Annotated in this window: 15 protein-coding genes; 10 read left to right on the top strand and 5 right to left on the bottom strand. The window is 64.8% G+C overall.

All coding sequences use genetic code 11. The features are described from left to right. Positions 1-148: 148 nt before the first annotated feature. Entirely contained in the window at positions 149-1,489 is a 1,341-nt protein-coding gene (locus AC4BBN_RS17390) for an MFS transporter (RefSeq protein WP_490593254.1), read from the bottom strand. 538 nt (positions 1,490-2,027) lie between these two features. On the opposite strand from AC4BBN_RS17390, the gene AC4BBN_RS17385 reads away from it, so the two are divergent. Then, positions 2,028-2,720 carry a class I SAM-dependent methyltransferase gene (locus tag AC4BBN_RS17385; protein ID WP_490593253.1) on the top strand — a complete coding sequence of 231 codons (693 nt, stop codon included), beginning with the start codon at positions 2,028-2,030 and terminating at the stop codon, positions 2,718-2,720. Between the two features lie 5 nt (positions 2,721-2,725). Here the strand turns inward: AC4BBN_RS17385 and AC4BBN_RS17380 are convergent, their stop codons facing one another. Then, positions 2,726-3,403, bottom strand: a complete 678-nt coding sequence (locus tag AC4BBN_RS17380; RefSeq protein WP_490593252.1) for a GntR family transcriptional regulator — start codon at positions 3,401-3,403, stop codon at positions 2,726-2,728. A gap of 251 nt (positions 3,404-3,654) precedes the next feature. On the opposite strand from AC4BBN_RS17380, the gene AC4BBN_RS17375 reads away from it, so the two are divergent. From AC4BBN_RS17375 to AC4BBN_RS17350, 6 genes are read left to right on the top strand one after another with little or no spacing between them, the layout of a single operon-like run. Beyond that, positions 3,655-4,395, top strand: coding sequence for a DUF969 domain-containing protein (locus tag AC4BBN_RS17375; RefSeq protein ID WP_490593251.1), 741 nt, complete (start codon positions 3,655-3,657; stop codon positions 4,393-4,395). 2 nt (positions 4,396-4,397) lie between these two features. Further along, complete coding sequence (locus tag AC4BBN_RS17370) at positions 4,398-5,354, top strand: DUF979 domain-containing protein (RefSeq protein WP_490593250.1); 957 nt, start codon at positions 4,398-4,400, stop codon at positions 5,352-5,354. Next, positions 5,354-6,025 (top strand): pyroglutamyl-peptidase I, encoded by a 672-nt coding sequence (gene pcp, locus AC4BBN_RS17365; protein WP_490593249.1) that lies wholly within the window; start codon positions 5,354-5,356, stop codon positions 6,023-6,025. The genes AC4BBN_RS17370 and pcp overlap by 1 nt, the downstream gene beginning before the upstream one ends. A gap of 22 nt (positions 6,026-6,047) precedes the next feature. Further along, positions 6,048-6,809: a LamB/YcsF family protein gene (locus tag AC4BBN_RS17360; RefSeq protein WP_490593645.1), complete on the top strand. Its 762-nt coding sequence runs from the start codon at positions 6,048-6,050 to the stop codon at positions 6,807-6,809. Further along, on the top strand, positions 6,809-8,428 hold the full coding sequence (gene pxpB, locus AC4BBN_RS17355; RefSeq protein ID WP_490593248.1) for a 5-oxoprolinase subunit PxpB: 1,620 nt from the start codon (positions 6,809-6,811) through the stop codon (positions 8,426-8,428). The genes AC4BBN_RS17360 and pxpB overlap by 1 nt, the downstream gene beginning before the upstream one ends. Positions 8,429-8,439: 11 nt before the next feature. Then, positions 8,440-10,179 (top strand): acetyl/propionyl/methylcrotonyl-CoA carboxylase subunit alpha, encoded by a 1,740-nt coding sequence (locus AC4BBN_RS17350; RefSeq protein ID WP_490593247.1) that lies wholly within the window; start codon positions 8,440-8,442, stop codon positions 10,177-10,179. Between the two features lie 7 nt (positions 10,180-10,186). On the opposite strand, the gene AC4BBN_RS17345 is transcribed toward AC4BBN_RS17350, so the two are convergent. Further along, positions 10,187-11,098 (bottom strand): LysR family transcriptional regulator, encoded by a 912-nt coding sequence (locus AC4BBN_RS17345; protein ID WP_490593246.1) that lies wholly within the window; start codon positions 11,096-11,098, stop codon positions 10,187-10,189. A gap of 104 nt (positions 11,099-11,202) precedes the next feature. Here AC4BBN_RS17345 and AC4BBN_RS17340 point away from each other — a divergent pair, with 104 nt between their 5' ends. The 3 genes from AC4BBN_RS17340 to AC4BBN_RS17330 all read left to right on the top strand — a co-directional run bounded on the left by AC4BBN_RS17340 (position 11,203) and on the right by AC4BBN_RS17330 (position 13,766). After that, complete coding sequence (locus tag AC4BBN_RS17340) at positions 11,203-12,078, top strand: MBL fold metallo-hydrolase (RefSeq protein ID WP_490593245.1); 876 nt, start codon at positions 11,203-11,205, stop codon at positions 12,076-12,078. Beyond that, positions 12,072-12,719, top strand: coding sequence for a DsbA family protein (locus tag AC4BBN_RS17335; RefSeq protein WP_490593244.1), 648 nt, complete (start codon positions 12,072-12,074; stop codon positions 12,717-12,719). Before AC4BBN_RS17340 ends, AC4BBN_RS17335 begins: the two co-directional genes overlap by 7 nt. A gap of 108 nt (positions 12,720-12,827) precedes the next feature. Further along, positions 12,828-13,766: a class I SAM-dependent methyltransferase gene (locus AC4BBN_RS17330; RefSeq protein ID WP_490593243.1), complete on the top strand. Its 939-nt coding sequence runs from the start codon at positions 12,828-12,830 to the stop codon at positions 13,764-13,766. Here the strand turns inward: AC4BBN_RS17330 and AC4BBN_RS17325 are convergent. Then, a complete protein-coding gene (locus AC4BBN_RS17325) occupies positions 13,763-14,254 on the bottom strand; it encodes an EVE domain-containing protein (protein WP_490593242.1) in 492 nt (163 codons plus the stop codon). The two genes, AC4BBN_RS17330 and AC4BBN_RS17325, sit on opposite strands and share 4 nt — an antisense overlap. A gap of 192 nt (positions 14,255-14,446) precedes the next feature. Beyond that, positions 14,447-15,364: a Tim44 domain-containing protein gene (locus AC4BBN_RS17320; protein WP_490593241.1), complete on the bottom strand. Its 918-nt coding sequence runs from the start codon at positions 15,362-15,364 to the stop codon at positions 14,447-14,449. Between the last annotated feature and the right edge of the window lie 352 nt (positions 15,365-15,716).

Here is a 15,716-nt window from a genome sequence, read left to right as displayed (position 1 = left end):
GTCGAAGGGCTTGCAAACTGAGCCCTTCGACAAGCTCAGGGCGAACGGTTTTGGTGGTGTGTCTGAGGCAAGTAACTAATCAGCCACTTTTGATAAAAAAATACCCGGGGTGTGAGGCCCGGGTATGTGTTCCGTTTGCGCGTTCCGCTTATGGCGTGGTGGCGACGGTTTCGTTCATGTCCATATCGCGGGTTTCACGCGACAGGTACAGCGCCAACATGGTGATGGCGCCATTGGCGGCCATGTACAGGCCCACGCCCATCAGGCCATAGTTCTTGTTCAGCTCCATGGCCACCAAGGTGGGGATGGAGGCACCCACGATGGACGACAGGTTGTACGCCAGCGAAGCGCCCGAGTAGCGCACTTCGGTGGGGAACAGCTCTGGCAGCAGGGCGGCCATGGGGCCAAAGGTCATGCCCATCAGCGCCATGCCGACGACCAGGAATGCCGCCACGGACTGCACGCTGCCTTGGTTCAGGAAGGTCGGCATCAGCAGGCCCAACACCACGATGCCCGTGGTCACCTTGAGCAGCCAGCTGCGACGGCCCAGCTTGTCAGCCCACACGCCGCCCAGCGTCGTGAAGATACCAAACACCACCGCGCCCACCAGCAGCAGGCCGGTGAAGGTATTGGGCGGAATGCCCAGGCCCATCGCATGGCCTGCGGGCGACAGCGCCGCCGGGCTCTTGGAATAAACCTGCACAAAAGCCGTCATCAGGTAGAACAGCACATAGGTGGTGGACATGCAGAAGATGCCGCGCACCAAGGCGCCTGCATGGTGCTTGAACACGGCGCTTACCGGGGCTTGCAGCTTGCGGCCTTCGCGCTCTACCTTTTGGAAGGCAGCGCTTTCGTGCAGATTCAGTCGCACATACAAACCCACGGCTACCAGCACGAAGGACATCAGGAAGGGGATGCGCCAAGCCCAGGCGACCATGGCTTCCGTGCCCAGGTAGTGGGTCACCAGGAAGAACACGCCGTTGGCTACAAACAAGCCAATCGGTGCGCCCAGCTGGGGAAAGCTGCCAAACAGGCCGCGCTTGCCCTCAGGCGCGTTTTCAGTGGCGACCAATGCCGCGCCACCCCATTCACCACCCAGGCCAATACCCTGGCCGATGCGGCATACGCACAGCAGGATCGGCGCCAAAATGCCGATGCTTTCGTAATTGGGCAGCAAGCCGATGGCTACCGTAGACAGGCCCATGGTCAGCAGCGAAGCCACCAGCGTGGTCTTGCGGCCTATGCGGTCGCCAAAGTGGCCAAACAGGGCCGAGCCAATAGGGCGGGCCAGGAAGGCCAGCGCCAAGGTAGACAAAGACAGCAGGGTGGCGGCCGACGGGTCGCCCTTGGGGAAGAACTGGCTGTTGAACACCAGCACCGCAGCAGCGGCGTAGATGTAGTAATCGTAAAACTCGATCGCGGTGCCCACCAGGGACGCGATGGCTACTTTGCCGGGCGTGTTGCCCTGCACAGCAGTAGATGCAGACATGGAAAACCTTTCAGAACATGCTTCTAGATGTGTGCCTGCGGACCTCCGTGTGAGGGCAGTGCACTGGGGGCGGAAATCGGTGGGTGGTTTTCTGCCCGCCAGGCTGGGGATAAACCAGTCGGCATGCCAGGCTGAACAGAGCCGCTGTAAGGCCCTGTTCATAATTCATACATAAACCTGGGGAGTCGCGGATTATGCCTGCTGGTAGGGCGGCCCCACGGCGGCTGTGCGGCGGCCCCCGGGGTGTATGGGGGCATAGAGGCTCTCGCACAGCGGGCGGCAACGGGGCGGCTGCTAGGCCTGTGGTCTGCTTTATGGGCATTCACGGCGGTTGCCAGTAGGCGGCTTGCTACTGATTTAGTAGCTGCCCGCGCTTGTTTTATCTGGGCTTTACCCCGATTTGCTGCATACTCAGGGCTGGCTGGCGCTGTGGGGCCATGCCACCCTGTGGCGCTACAGCCTTGTTTCCAACCACCCGCGCACGCGCTCCTGATGCCGCCACTTTGGCATCCCTGGCAACTCGCTCACGAAAGTCGATATGCCGGGCTATGCGCTCAAGCAAGAATCCATCCCTGTACTGGGCGTTGCAGCTCTGCAGATCCGCAGCCTGCTGGACCGCCAGCAGTTCAGCGACCCGCAGGGCCAGGCCTTGGCGGTGGGTATCTCCTCGGGCAACTGGCCGCTGTTTGGCATGGTCTGGCCCTCAGGCCTGCAGCTGGCCGCCGCTGTGGCACTGCGCCCCTTGTATGCGGGTGACAGCATTCTGGAGATTGGCTGCGGCCTGGCACTGGCCAGCATGGTCTGCCACCGGCGCGGTGCGCTGGTGACGGCCAGCGACTGCCATCCGTTGGCGGGGGTATTTTTGCTGGAGAACCTGCGCCTGAACGGGCTGGCGCCCATGCGCTACTGCCATGGCGACTGGTCCCACGTGCCCCAGCAGCTGCCGGGGCAAGACCTGGCGCCCACGGTGCAGGGGCGCTTTAGCTTGATCATGGGCAGCGATGTGCTGTACGAGCGTGACGATGGCGGCGCCTTGCCGCTGTTTATCGAGCGCCACGCCATGCCGGTGAGCGAGGTGTTGATCGTGGACCCGGAGCGTGGCAACCGTGCGGCCTTCACCCGGCGCCTGCAGCAGCTGGGCTATGTGCTGGAAGAAACATTGCTGCGTGACGAAGCCGTGGCGCAGGTGCCGGAATACCGTGGGCGGCTGCTGCGCTACCGCCGCCACTGACGTACCTACTTCAGCGTGCTGCCATCCGATATGCGACGCGCATACACGGCCAGCACGATGCGCTCGGAATGCACCAGGTAGTCGTTCAGCGCAGATGCCGCCTCCTGCAGCTTGCCGGCTTCGAATAGCTGCAGGATGTTCAGGTTCATCTCCACATAGGGCATGTGCAGGAACTCGGGGTCGTTGAGCAGGCCAAAGGCCAGGCGCAGCTCGGCCAGCACGTGCGAGAACATCACGTTCAGGCGCTCGCTGTCGGCCAGCTCGACGACGGCCATGTGGAACTCCATATTCGCCGTGCCCACGCCTTGCCAGTTGCTGGCGTCACGGTGGCGCTGGGCGGTTTCCACGGCTTCGCGCAAGTGCTTCTTGGCGGGGTGGCGCGGATAGGCCTGGGCCAGGGCCTGGCATTCAATCAGCCGGCGCACGCGGTAGATGTCGATGATGGACGCAATGCTGGGGATGGCCACGAAAACGCCCCGGTTGGGCTCGTGCTTGAGCAGTCCCTCCTTGGTCAGCAGGCGGAACACCTCGCGCAAGGTGTTGCGCGATATCTCCAGGCTTTCGCTCAAAGCGGCCTCGGACAGGCGCTGGCCGGGTGAAAACTCGCCTTGCACGATCTTCTGGCGGATCAGCTCGGCCATGCGGTCATTCAAGGTCTGGGTGCTGGCGGGTTCAGATTTCATGGCCCGATGGTAGCGGTGATGGCGCTCTGTGGCCGCGCTACGGTTCCACCATTTGAGGGTTTACATGGATACGTTACGCACTACTGTTGGGCAATAATAAATTAATTGTTCAACAATTTGTATGTATGTGCTGCACGATAGTGCATTACTTGTTCATTCATATGGCATGCAAGTTGCGTTGTTCCGGGGGCGTGGTGTGGCGGAGGTGGCTGCAGCGCGCTGTGTGTAGGTGAACTCAATCAAGGATGCATATGCAAAGTGTTGTGAATCTATGGCCGCTCATCGGGGTGGCCATCATCATCGCGGGCTTTGTCCTGCGGTTTAACCCCATGCTGGTGGTGATCGTCACGGCCATGGGCACGGCGCTCGCCGCCGGATTTCCCATCGACAAAATCCTGGCCACCATAGGCACGGGTTTCATCAAGACGCGCAACCTGCCGCTGATCATCCTGCTGCCGCTGGCGGTGATCGGCCTGCTAGAGCGCCATGGCCTGCGCCAGCATGCGCAGAGCTGGATCAGCAGCATCCAGTCGGCCACGGCCGGCCGCTTGCTGATCGTCTACCTGGCCGCGCGCCAGTTGACCGCCGCCATTGGCCTCACCAGCCTGGGCGGCCACCCGCAGATGGTGCGCCCGCTGCTGGCCCCCATGGCCGAAGGTGCGACCGAGGCCCGCTACGGCCCGCTGCCCGAGCGTATCCGCCACAAGCTGCGCGCCTTCTCGGCGGCAACGGACAACGTGGGCCTGTTCTTTGGCGAGGACATCTTCGTGGCCTTTGGCGCCATCGTTTTGATGAGCACCTTTCTGCATGAAGCTGGTATCGACGTGGAACCGCTGCACATTGCGTTCTGGGGCATACCCACCGCAGCCTGCGCCTTTGTGATCCATGCCTGGCGGCTGTACCGCCTGGATGGCGTGCTGGCCCGTGAGCTGAAGGCCGAGGGCATCAGCCCTCTGAACGCCAAAGTCGCCACTGCATCCAAGGGAGCCTGATGATGATTATTTCCATCCAATACCTGTACTACCTGGTGGGCGCCGTGCTGGCGATCACCGCGCTGTCTACCCTTGCAGACGCCAGCAACCCCAAGCGCTACAGCAGCGGCTTGTTCTGGGGGCTGTATGCCCTGGTCTTCTTGGTGGGCGACTTGCTGCCACCGCTGTGGGTGGGCGTGGGTGCCGTGGTGATGGCGCTGATAGCCGGCTTTGGCGGCGTGGGTGCCGGCAAGCATGCGGCCCGCAGCCCGGCCGACTATGTAGCCAGTGCCAAGCGCCTGGGCAACAAGCTGTTTGCGCCGGCCCTGGCAATTCCGCTGGTGACCATGGTGGGCACGCTGTCGGCCAAGCATTTGTCCGTGGGTGGCGTGCCCCTGTTGGACCCAAAGAACACCACCCTGGTGAGCCTGGGCGTGGGCTGCGTGCTGTCGCTGGCCCTGGCCTGCTGGCTGACCCGCGAGACACCCGCCCAGGGCCTGCGCGAGTCGCGCCGCCTGACCGATGCCCTCGGCTGGGCCCTGGTGCTGCCGCAAATGCTGGGCATGCTAGGCCTGGTGTTCTCAGACGCCGGCGTGGGCAAGGCCGTGGCCTATGTGACCACCACCTACATCAATATGGACCTGCGCTTTGTGGCGGTGGCCGTCTACGTGGTTGGCATGGCGCTGTTCACCGTCATCATGGGCAACGGCTTTGCCGCCTTCCCGGTGATGACCGGCGGCGTGGGCGTGCCGGTGCTGGTGGGCGTGTACCACGGTGACCCGGCAGTGATGGCGGCTATCGGCATGTTGTCGGGCTACTGCGGTACCTTGCTGACGCCCATGGCGGCCAACTTCAACATCGTGCCCGCTGCGCTGCTCGAGTTGCCGGACAAAAATGCCGTCATCCGCGCCCAGGTGCCCACGGCCCTGACCCTGCTGGTGGTGAATGTGTTTTTGCTTAACTTTCTGATGTTCCGCTGATGTCCATCCAACCGACCCCTGCCGCGCTGAACGTGCTGCTCACCGGCTTTGAGCCGTTCGAGCAGGACCCACTGAACCCGTCCTGGGAAGTGGCGCGCGCGCTGGACGGCTGGCAGTGCGTGGGTGCCACGGTGCGCGCCGTGCAGCTGCCCTGTGTGTTTGGCGATGCCATCACGCGGCTGGACCAGGCACTGCAGCAATGGCAGCCCACGCTGGTGCTCTGCCTGGGCCTGGCCGGTGGCCGCGCCGCGCTGACACCCGAGCGCGTGGCCATCAATGTGGACGACGCCCGCATCGCCGACAACGCGGGCCGCCAGCCGGTGGATGTGCCGGTGGTGGCGGGCGGCCCGGCGGCTTATTTCTCCACCCTGCCCATCAAGGCCATGGTGCGCGACATGCTGGCCCAGGGTGTTCCGGCGGCGGTGTCCAACACGGCGGGCACCTTTGTCTGCAACCATATTTTTTATGCGCTGATGCACCGCCTGGCGCAGGCTGGCGGCACAGCAAGAGGCGGCTTCATGCATGTACCCAGCTTGCCCGCACTGGCGGCCTTACATCCCGGCATGCCCAGCATGGCGCTGGAGACCCAGGTGCGCGGCGTGCGGCAGGCCATACAGACAGCACTGGCCGTGCATGAGGATGTGCGCGAAACCGGCGGCCAGCTGCATTGAAGCTATTTACGAGACCACGATGATGAAAATAGACCTGAACAGTGACCTGGGCGAGAGCCTGGGCGCATGGCGCATGGGCGACGATGCCGCCATGCTGCAGATCGTCAGCAGCGCCAACGTGGCCTGCGGCTTCCACGCCGGTGACCCGGCCGGCATCTTGGCCACGCTGCATTCTGCCGCCGCGCGCGGTGTGGTGGTGGGTGCCCATGTGGCCTACCCGGACCTGCAAGGCTTTGGCCGCCGCAATATGGACGTGGCCAGCGCCGACCTGGTGGCCGATGTGGTCTACCAAATCGGCGCGCTGCAAGGCCTGGCCCGGGCTGCTGGCACCACGGTGCGCTACGTCAAACCGCACGGCGCGCTGTACAACACCATTGCCCAGGACGCGCGCCAGGCCCAGGACGTAATCAACGCCATTCTGGCCATAGACCCCAGCCTGGTGCTGGTGGCGCTGGCCGGCGCACCCCTGGTGCAGTGGGCGCGCGACGCCGGCCTGCGCGTGGTGGCCGAGGCCTTTGCCGACCGTGCCTACACGCCCACCGGCGCGCTGGTGTCGCGCCGCGAAAAAGGTGCCGTGCTGCACGACCCCGAAGTCATCGCCCAGCGCATGGCGCGCCTGGTGCGCGAGGGCGTGGTCGAGGCCATCGACGGCAGTCTGGTGCGCATCGAGGCCGACTCTATTTGCGTGCATGGCGACAGCCCCGATGCCGTGGCCATCGCCCGCCAACTGCGTGCGCGCTTCGAGCAGGACGGCATCACCATCACCCCGTTTGTGGCCCCGTGATGCGCTTCCTGCCCGTCAATTTGGATGCGTTGCTGGTCGAGCTGGACGACCTGGACCAGACCCTGGCCCTGCTGGCCTCGCTGCAGCGCGAGCCCCTGCCCGGTGTGGAAGAGCTGGTGCCCGCAGCCCGGACTATTTTTGTGCGCTTTCGCCCTTCGGCCACCAGCGCAGCCAAGCTGGTGCAGAACATCGCCGGCCGCGACATCTCGCAGCGCGCCGAGCGCAGCAGCACCCTGGTCGAGATACCGGTGCAGTACGACGGCGAAGACCTGGCCGAGGTCGCGCAGATGCTGGGCATCACGCCAGCAGAAGTGGTGCGCCGCCACACCGGCAGCGAATACACCGTGGCCTTCACCGGCTTTGCGCCCGGCTTTGCCTACCTCAGCGGCGGCCACCCCAGCCTGAACGTGCCACGCCGCAGCACGCCGCGCACCCGCATTCCCGCCGGGGCCGTGGGCCTGGCGGGAGCTTTCAGCGGCGTCTACCCGCAGGCCAGCCCCGGCGGCTGGCAGATCATCGGCGTGACACCGGTGGCCATGTGGGACCTGGCCCGCGCCCAGCCCGCGCTGCTGCAGCCTGGCTACCGTGTGCGTTTCGTGGATATTGCTACACAAATAGGAGCTGCTAGCGAAGGTATTACCTGCGCTGCAGGCCTAAAAGACTTAAAAATTTCTCAACGTGTCCGTAACAGCTTGGCCCCGGGCCAGGCTGCGCTACTAGTACGAGCAACCGGCTTGCAAACCTTGTTCCAGGACCTGGGCCGCCACGGCCAGGCAGGGCAGGGCGTGTCCGCCTCCGGCGCGATGAACCCGACCGCGCTGAAGGCTGCCAACCGCCTGGTCGGCAATGCCAGCAATATTGCTGCGCTGGAGACCGTGGGCGGTGGCCTGCAGTTGCAAAGCCAGGGCGAGAACGTGGTGGCCGTGACTGGTGCTGACGCGCCGCTGACCGTGACCACCGCCGCAGGCCGCCGCTGGTCCGTGCCGCGCTACCAGGCCGTGGCCCTGGCCGATGGCGACACCCTGGCCGTGGGTCAGCCCCAGGCCGGCGCACGCTGTTATGTGGCGGTGCGTGGTGGTTTTGACGAAGCGCTGGTCATGGGCAGCTGCGCCACCGATACGTTGGCGAACGTGGGCCCGGCGCCGCTGGCTGCTGGCGAGCTGCTGGGCGTGCGCCCAGCCCTGACCAGCATGGTGGTGGGCGCCTTTGAACTACCGCCCGAAGACCTGCCCACGCTACAACAAGAGGTGGTGCTGGACGTGGTCATGGGCCCGCGCACCGACTGGTTTAGCGCCGCAGCCGTAGAGCGCCTGGCGGCCCAGCGCTGGCAGGTTACCGCCCAGTCCAACCGCGTCGGCCTACGCCTGGCCGGTGAGGTCCCCTTGGACCGCGCCACCACCGGCGAGCTGCCCAGCGAGGGCACGGCCCTGGGGGCGCTGCAGGTGCCACCCAGCGGCCAGCCTGTGCTGTTCCTGGCCGACCACCCTCTCACCGGCGGCTACCCGGTGATCGCCTGTGTGGCGCCGTACCACCTGGACCGCGCGGGGCAGGTCCCTGTGGGGGCCTGGCTGCGCTTCAACCCTATCCGAACATTTGCAGAGCTAACGCCTGGCGTTTGAAAGAGTTCCACATGAAAAAAGTCCTAATTGCGAACCGAGGCGAAATCGCCGTCCGCATTGCCCGCGCCTGTGCCGATTACGGCGTGCAGTCGGTGGCCGTGTACGCCAATGCCGACATCGACGCGCTGCACGCCCGCATGGCCGACGAGGCCTACGGCCTGGACGGCGACCGCCCGGCCGATACCTACCTGAACATGGCTAAGCTGCTGGAAGTGGCGCGCAAAAGCGGCGCCGACGCGGTGCACCCCGGCTACGGCTTTCTGTCCGAAAACCAGGCCTTTGCCCAGGCGGTGATCGACGCGGGCCTGGCCTGGATCGGCCCCTCGCCCAGCACCATTGCCCAGCTGGGCGACAAGGTGCAGGCACGCAAGATCGCACTCAAGGTAGGCGCGCCCCTGGTGGTCGGCACGCCCGACCCAGTGAAGAACGCCAGCGAAGTGCTGGCCTTTGCCGAGCAGCACGGCCTGCCCATCATCATCAAGGCGGCCTTTGGCGGCGGCGGCCGGGGCATGAAGATCGCCTGGCGCATGGACGAGGTGGCCGAGCTGTTCGATTCCGCCGTGCGCGAGGCCGTGACCGCCTTTGGCCGGGGCGAATGCTTTGTCGAGCAGTTTCTGGACAAGCCGCGCCACATCGAGGCCCAGGTGCTGGCCGACACCCACGGCAATGTGGTGGTGCTAGGCACGCGCGACTGCTCGCTGCAGCGGCGCAACCAGAAGCTGGTGGAAGAGGCACCCGCGCCGTTTTTGACAGATGCGCAGCGCGAGCGCATCCACACTTCGGCGCGCGACATCTGTGCTGCAGCGGGTTATGTCAGTGCCGGCACGGTGGAGTTTTTGCTGAGCCAAAGCGGCGCCATCTCCTTCCTGGAGGTAAACACCCGCCTGCAGGTGGAGCACCCGGTCACCGAGCAGACCACCGGCGTGGACCTGGTGGTGGAGCAGCTGCGCGTGGCCGATGGCCTGCCGTTGTCCATCACGCAGACGCCTGCGCCGCTGGGCCATTCCATCGAGTTCCGAATCAACGCCGAAGACGTGGGCCGGGGCTTCTTGCCCACGCCCGGCCCGGTGCTGCGATTCGACCCGCCGTCTGGCCCCGGCGTGCGGCTGGACACCGGGGTGCAATCCGGCTCGGTGGTGCCGGGCACCTTTGATTCGCTGATGGCCAAACTCATCGTCACCGGCGCCACACGCGAACAGGCGCTGGCCCGCGCCCGCCGTGCGCTGCGCGAGTTCAAGATCGAGGGCGTGGCCTCGGTGCTGCCGTTCCACCGCGCGGTGATCACGCACCCGGACTTTGTCGGCGCTAATGGCTTCAAGGTACATACCCGCTGGATTGAGTCTGACTTCGCCGCACCGCTGGCCGAGGCCATCCAGGCCCAGGCCCGCGCCGAGCCTCAGCCCGACAGCAGCCTGTTGCGCACCGCTATCGAGATCGATGGCCGCCGCGTGCTGCTGGGTCTGCCTGCGGTGCTGCTGCAGGGTTTGGCGAATGCCTCCGGCAGCGCCGTGCAGGCTGCCGCGCCCGAGGCGGCGATGGACGCCGGCGCCGTCAGCTCGCCCATTGCCGGCAATCTGCAGGCCTGGAAGGTGGGCGAGGGCGATGCGGTGCAAGAGGGCGACGTGATCGCCGTCATGGAAGCCATGAAGATGGAAATGCAGGTCACGGCCCACCGCAGCGGCCGCATCACGCTGGCGGCACAGGCGGGCACGGTACAGGCGCTGGGCGCGGTGATCGCGCGTATCGCCTAAAGCTGGTTCAACTGTCTGCGGTGGAGAGTCCCCACGGCGCCACCTGGAAGTGCGCCACCAGGTGGTCCACCAGGGCCCGCACGGCGGGCGACAGATGGCGGCGCGAGGGGTACAGGGCGTACACCGTCATGGCTGGCACTTGCCAGTCGGGCAGCATCTGCACCAGCGCACCGCTACGCAGGTAGCTGTTGGCCAGGTAGCTGGGTTGCAGCGCAATGCCCGCGCCCACCAGCGCGGCCTGTAGCAACACGGTGGCCTCGTTGGCGCTGAACGGGCTGCGTACGCGCACCTCCACCACCTCGCCGTTGCGCGACAGCTTCCACAGGCTTTTGCCCACGGTGGCATGGCTCAGGCAGCGATGTTGCGCCAGCTCACCGGGGTGCTGCGGCACGCCATGGGCCTGGACGTACTGTGGCGACGCCACCAGCACCGATTCGCAGGCCACCAGCGGGCGGGCTATCAGCATGGGGTCGGGCTCGCTGCTGATGCGTATGGCCAGGTCGATGCGCGCCTCCACCAGGTTGACGGTGCTGTCGCCCACCTGCAGGTCCACCGAGAGCAGGGGGTGCGCGGCCAGGAACTCGGCGATGGCAGCCGCCAGGTGGGCGTGGCCGAAGGACATGCTGGCGGTCAGCCGCAGCTGCCCGCGCAGGGTGTCGCTGCCGCTGGCGGTTTCCTCTTCGACCGCGCTGGCCAGCTCCAGCATTTGCTGGCTGCGGCGCAGGGCCTGCTCGCCAGCGTCGGTCAGCGTTACGCGGCGTGTGGTGCGCTGCAGCAGCCGCGCCTGCAGCCAGTTCTCCATCTCGGTGACGTAGCGCGTCACCATGGCGCGGGACATGTCGAGCTTGTCGGCGGTGGCGCTGAAGCTGCCGCTGGTGGCAACTTCGGCAAACACACGCATGGCGGTAATGCGGTCCATATTGGTTCGATTTGTGCAACAGTAATGCGTGGTTTATGGGGTTTATTGGTTTGAATGGTGAAACTAAACTGCCATCCATCGCAACACCTACCCAGGAAGCCACCATGCTCCGCACCTCACTCATTGCTGCAACCGTCGCCGCCACCATCGCCGTAGTTACCGGCGCCGCTTCCGCTGCCCAGCCATTGCAACTGCGCGTGTACAACGCCGATGGCAATAGCTTCAACGTCAACTCCACCCTGGTCTACGGCGAGAAGGAAGCCATGGTGATCGACGCCGGCTTTACCCGCGCCGACGCGCTGCGCATCGCCGCCAATGTGCTGGACAGCGGCAAGCAGCTGAAGACCATCTACGTCAGCCAGGCCGACCCCGACTACTACTTTGGCGTGGAAGCGCTGAAGGAAGTGTTCCCCCAGGCTGATGTTGCCACCACGCCGGCTGTGCTGGCCAAGCTCAGCGCCAAGCATGCCGGCAAGGTGGCCTTCTGGGGCCCCAAGATGGGCGCCAACGCCCCACGCACCCCTGTGCTGCCCCATGCCATCGATGGCAACAGCTTGACGGTGGACGGCGAGAAGGTGGAAATCCGTGGCACCACGGGCGTGCTGGCGCACCGTCCGTATGCGTGGATTCCGTCCATCAAGGCGGTAGTGGGCAATATCGCTGTGTTCGGCAACATGCATGTGTGGACGGCAGACACCCAAACCGTGGCCGAGCGCGGCGCCTGGGTGGCCCAGCTGGACGAGATGGCCGCGCTGCAGCCAGCCATCGTTGTGCCCGGCCATATGCAGGCTGGCACGACCATCGATGCCAGCAGCATCGGTTTCACCAAGACCTATTTGCAAACCTTCGAGAAGAACCTGGCCAGCAGCAAGAACAGCGCTGAGCTGGTAGACGCCATGAACAAGGCCTTCCCTGCCGCAGGCGGCGCCATGGTGCTGGACATCAGCGCGAAGGTGAACAAGGGCGAAATGAAATGGTAAGCGCCAGCTACGTGGTCCGTTACCTGATGGACCCCTTGTGCGGCTGGTGCTACGGCGCCGCCCCCGCTCTGCAAAAGCTGCGTAACGTGCCGGGTGTGCAGCTGGAGATCGCCCCCACGGGCTTGTTCGCCGGGGCCGGCAGCCGCGCCATGGACGCCGACTTTGCCGCCTACGCCTGGAGCAATGACGAACGCATAGAAAGGCTGACGGGCCAGCGTTTCACCCCGCGCTACCGCAGCCAGGTGCTGGGCAAGCACGGCCAGCGTTTCGATTCCGGCCCCGCCACCCTGGCCTTGACCGCCGTGCAGCGCACCGTGCCAGAGCGCGAGTTCGACGCGCTGCGGGTGATCCAGGAGGCCCGCTACGTGGACGGCCTGGACACCACGGACCAGACGGTCTTGGCCGGGCTATTGCGCGGCTTGCAGCTGGATGTGGCCGCCGAGCAGCTGTTGCAGGCCGATGCGGCATTGGCCGCCGCCACCCAGGACCGCATGGCCGATGCCCAGCGCGATATGCAGCAACTGGGCGCCCAGGGCGTGCCCAACCTGGTGCTGGTGAATGCCCAAGGCCGGCACCTGGTGCGTGGCAATGCCTTGTATGGCAGCCTGGACAGCTTGCTGGCGCAACTCCAAGCATCCTGAGTCAACCGATCAGTGTGCTACCAAAAAAGTAGCTGCTTGCGCAGGTTCTATCTGCGCCAGAGCACTTTTTCTCTTACCATCGGCGTTTGATTTTCCAGACGCCACGCCATGCACGCCTTGCTCGACACCATCGCCACGATGGCCCTGCCCACCGACGCCCAGCGCATCTTCCACGGCCGGGGTGGCCTGTACCCTGGCTGCGAACACTGGGCGCTGGACGCCTTTCCGCCGGTCTTGCTGTTGACCAGCTTCCAGCCCGCCAGTGACGACGAGCTGGCCGTTATCGGCGCCGCGCTGCAGGCCCGTTGGCAGCAGCTGGCACCGGGCCAGCCCTTGAACTGGGTCTACCAATGCCGGTTTGACGGGCGCACAGAAACCCGTCTGATGGCCGGCGAGGTGCCTGACCCGCATGTGGTGATCGAGGCCGGCGCGCGCTACCGCGTGCATGTGCTCAAGGGCCAGAACCACGGCCTGTTCCTCGACATGGCCGAAGGCCGGCGCTGGGTGCGTGAGCACATTGCCGGTCGCGCCAACTTCCGCGTGCTGAACCTGTTTGCCTATACCTGCGCCTTCTCGGTGGTGGCGCTGCAGGCAGGCGCCAAACACGTGCTCAATGTGGACATGGGCCACGGCGCCATTGCCATCGGTCAGCAAAACCACCAGCTCAACGGCCTGAGCACCGGCGCCAGTTTTCTGCCGCACGACATCTTCACCACCTGGGGCAAGATCAACCGTGGCGGGGCCTACGACCTGATCATCGTGGACCCGCCCAGCTACCAAAAAGGCAGCTTCGTTGCCACCAAGGACTACGCCCGCCTGATGCGCCGCCTGCCCGACCTGCTGATGCCCGGCGGCCACGCGCTCTTGTGCCTGAATGCGCCCGAGCTGGGCGTCGCATTTCTGCAGGACCAGATGGCGGAACTGGCGCCCGAGCTGGGCTTTGTGGAGCGTGTGGCGAACCCGGTGGTGTTTGCCGACGTGTCTGAGGACCGGGCTTTGAAGGTGCTGGTGTACCGGGCGCCCGACAGAGCAGTTGGCAATAGCTAGGCAAGCAGCTGCTGTGTGATCAGCGCCCACTCGCCAGGCTCCACCGGCGTGATCGACAGGCGGTTTCCCCGCTGTAGCACCCGCATGTCTGCCAAGCCTGGCTGCTCGCGCAATTCGGTCAAACCCAGCACCCGCGTCTTGCGCAGGGCCTGCACATCTAGCAGTAGCCAGCGGGGTTTGTCGGCTGCCGATTTGGCATCGAAGTAGGGCGAGGCCGGGTTGAACTGGGTCGGGTCCACGCGCGTGCCGGAGGCGACGCGGGCGATGCCGGCGATGCCGGGCTCGGCACAACTGGAGTGGTAGAACAGCACGCCGTCACCGACCTGCATGCCGTCGCGCATGAAGTTGCGGGCCTGGTAGTTGCGCACGCCGGTCCAGGGCACGGTGGCGCTGGGGGCTGCCAGGGCGTCGTCGATGGAGCATTCTTCGGGTTCGGACTTCATCAGCCAATAGTGGGGAGCGCGGGGGGAGTGGGTGGAGGCGGTCATAGCGCCATTTTTGCAAAAATTTGGCTGCGCACCCGCTGCCGTGGCTTCCAGGTGTTTGCTTCTATTTTGATAGCTGTTGGCGTAGGTAAATCAAGCGCGGGAGGCTGATTTCTTTTGCATTTGCATGGGCCGCCACAAAGCAAAAAGCCCCGGTGCTCGCACACCGGGGCTTTTACATGCAGCGCAGAGCGCTTAGCTTTGCTGGATGCCGGACAGAATCCAGCCGCCAGAGCCTTGCAGGGGCTTGGTCAGGTGCCAGATTTCGTTAAAGGCTTCGGGCGCGCCGCTGTCTTCGCGGATCTGGCCGGTGAAGCGCACGCTGACTACGTACTGGCCGTTTTCTTCGGCAACTTCCAGCACGTCACCATCGACATTCAGCACATCGGTCTGCTGCTTGGCGGCGCCACGTTCGGACAGGTCCATCTTCAACTCGGCAAACATTTCCGGCGTGGTGAACTGGCGGATGTCTTCCAGATTGCCGACGTCGTTGGCGGCCTGCAGGCGGATGAAGTTGACCTTGGCGTTGCGCACAAAGCCGACCACGTCAAAGTCTGCCGGAATGCTGGGCTTGGCGGCCAGGTTGGCACCAATGCCGGAGCCAATGCTGGAGCCGCCGGGCATGGACATCTTGTAGGCCGGAGCTGCGGGGCTCAGGTCTGCCGGAGCGCCTGCCGTGGCGTATTGCATGCCGCCAATGCCGGCTGCCGACGGTTGCTGGCGTGCAGCCGCACGTTTGCGCATGAAGAAGCCCACGGCCACCATGATGGCGGCGGCCAGCAGGCCGAACATCAGCATGGATGCGAGTTCGCTACCAAAGCTCAGGTGCGATGCCAGTGCGGCCAGGCCCAGACCTGCGGCCAGACCTGCCAGCGGGCCCATCCAGGAGCGCTTGGGTGCTGCAGCCGCAGCCGCGCCGGGGGCAGCCGCTGCTGCCGAGGTTGCAGCGGGCGTTTGTGCCGGCGTGGCGGTGGGTGATTTAGCGGGTGTGGCCTGGCGCTGCATGCCCAGGGATTTTCCCGCGCCCATGCGCTTGGCGGCTTCCGCGTCCACGGCAATGGTGGACAGGCCTAGGGCCATGACCACGGCCATTAGGGAGAGTATCTTTTTCATGGGTTGTGCTCCTGGGGTATCAAGTTGATGTGCTTTGCATACTAGGGTGCCAAATGCTTCTGAAAAAGCAGATTAATAAGAAGTATTAATTCTGTAAAAACTGAATGTTTTCCGTGTTGGCTGTGTGGGCGATGGGCTGCTGTGGTGCGGGTGGCGCGTCAGGGTGGGCGGCGGGCATAGGGTTTGCGCCCGCGTATTCGAGAAAAATAAACCTCAGAATTCCGAATAAAAGTGCTGCTGACGTAGAACCCGAAAGGGTTTGTTGCTATGAATATGATGGCTAAATAGAAGGCTTGCCAGTGGTGGCTATCTGCTGCGCGCTAAAGTAATCTACGCCATCAAAGACTTTGAA

It is taken from the genome of Rhodoferax sp. SPJ21 (genome assembly GCF_058216335.1).
Note: the sequence above shows the minus strand (reverse complement) of the source record. Positions and strands in the feature narration are given on the sequence as shown.